The sequence below is a fragment of the Amphritea pacifica genome, assembly GCF_016924145.1.
Classification (GTDB): Bacteria; Pseudomonadota; Gammaproteobacteria; order Pseudomonadales; family Balneatricaceae; genus Amphritea; species Amphritea pacifica.
This window is the reverse complement of record NZ_JAFFZO010000267.1, coordinates 1-242: the sequence shown is the minus strand read 5'-3', so window position 1 is coordinate 242 and position 242 is coordinate 1. Positions and strand designations below refer to the sequence as shown.

Here is a 242-nt window from a genome sequence, read left to right as displayed (position 1 = left end):
ACTTTCTTCAGTTCTAACTAACCACCTACTCAAGCTATTGCCAGGGAAAGTGGTAGGCCTGAGTGGACTTGAACCACCGACCTCACCCTTATCAGGGGTGCGCTCTAACCAGCTGAGCTACAAGCCTTCAATCGGTCAGAACCAATGTGCTCTCTCTATCAGTGATCAGATAATTCGTGTGAACGCTTGCTAAGAATCCGCTATCGTTTAAGGAGGTGATCCAGCCCCAGGTTCCCCTAGGG

1 tRNA gene is annotated in these 242 nt (G+C 50.0%); it reads right to left on the bottom strand.

The features are described 5' to 3' along the window. Positions 1-50 precede the first annotated feature (50 nt). Positions 51-127 (bottom strand) — tRNA-Ile (locus tag JW499_RS22300). Between the last annotated feature and the right edge of the window lie 115 nt (positions 128-242).